Genomic DNA, 1,723 nt, shown 5'->3' on the forward strand with positions numbered 1-1,723 from the left:
AAGTATCAGAAGCACCATCTAGCCAAGTGGCAGATAAAACTGCGAAGTCAGAAGCGACTTCTCAAGTATCAGAAGCACCATCTAGCCAAGTGGCAGATAAAACTGCGAAGTCAGAAGCGACTTCTCAAGTATCAGAAGCATCATCAACGGTAGCCTCAACTGGGTCTACTCCTGAGAGTGTTGCACAATCTACTGCTGTAGAATCTGGAAACCTTTCAATCAAGGATGTGACGAGCAAAGCTACTAATCTTGCGACTACTAATCAAACTTCGGCTGCAATAGCGCACAGCGAAGTAAATTCTACATTGGCAGTTGCTCAAAACGAAATAAATAAAGGGTACGTTGAACTTCGTAGATCAAGAAGAAGCCCCCGTTCAACTGAATCACAATTAGGGAAAGTAACTGTAACAAAAGAAAATTTCCTTGACTATTTCAAATTGAATGGTTCAGCTACCTATGACAAAGATAACGGTATCGTAACCCTTACTCCAGATGAAACCTCTAAGGGAGGTAATTTCAGTCTGAATAGTAAGATTAATATGAACCAAAGCTTCAAGCTGATTGGTGCGGTTAACCTTGGTGACAAGACACAAGCTCAAGGTGGTGCCGATGGTATCGGTTTTGCCTTCCATACAGGGAATATAACAGATCTAGGTGCCTCCGGTGGTAACCTTGGTATCGGTGGTTTGCGTAACGCAACTGGTTTCAAATTGGATACTTACCGGAATCTCTACGTGCCACCAAAAGGAGGACGTTTTGATACTAACGACGCGACTTTCTTCGAATATGGTTGGGCTGAAGACCCTAATCTAGGACAGTTCGGTTCCTGGGTAAATACCACTTTTAAAAAAATTAAAGGACAAAATGGTGAATATGATCGTTGGTGGGCTGAGACAGACACTGATAGCGCCAAACCTTTGGACTCAAGTGACATAGACGGTAAATTCCATGACTTTACTATCCAGTATGATGGTGCAACCAAGGAATTGACAATTACTTATAGAAGTAATCTCGGTGAAAAACAATGGAAGAAGACGGTCAACTCTCCAGAAGAACTGATGTCTATGGTGGTTACAGCTTCGACTGGTGGCAACAAGAACTTGCAACAGTTTAAGATTGAAAGTTTTGATTTCTACCAAGGTGCCTCTGTTGGCGTACGTTATGAAGATGAGAAAGGTCGAGAAATTGCTGAGGGCTCAGTAACCTATCCACAAGGTGCCTTCAAAGGTAAAACTTATACCACTGAACAAAAATCCATCCCAAACTATGACTTTGTTGGGTTGAAAGATGGTAGTTTGCCACGTTCAGGAAGTCTGACTGACTGGGGTAACAACGGTACAGTAACCTACGTTTACCGTCAAGGTACAGAGAAGATTACAGACCCAGCTAAATTGAATAGCAAGGTTACTCGTACCATCAAGTACGAATACGCAGATGGTGAGACAGCCGGTCGTCCAGCTCTGAAAGCTCCAGTAACTCAAGAAGCAACCTTCACACGTACAGGTGAACGCAATCGTGTAACTGGCGTTGAAACCTTCGGTGCATGGACACCAGCTACGAAAGAATTGGCCCAAGAAGACACACCAGTCGTAACTGGATTCGTGGCAGATAAGGCGAATGTAGCAGCGAAGACAGTGACTCCTGATGATAAGGATAGCGAAGAAGTTGTACAATACAAGAAGCTTGGTTCATACGTACCAAATGTACCAGACGGACTTCCAAA

General features: G+C 43.4%; 1 protein-coding gene. It reads left to right on the plus strand.

Going from position 1 to position 1,723, the window contains the following annotated elements; genetic code table 11:
* A partial coding sequence (locus tag M1G14_RS10800; RefSeq protein ID WP_247926606.1) for a lectin-like domain-containing protein occupies positions 1 to 1,723 on the plus strand: 1,723 nt, incomplete at both ends.

This window comes from Streptococcus parasanguinis (genome assembly GCF_023109675.1).
Classification (GTDB): Bacteria; Bacillota; Bacilli; order Lactobacillales; family Streptococcaceae; genus Streptococcus; species Streptococcus parasanguinis_I.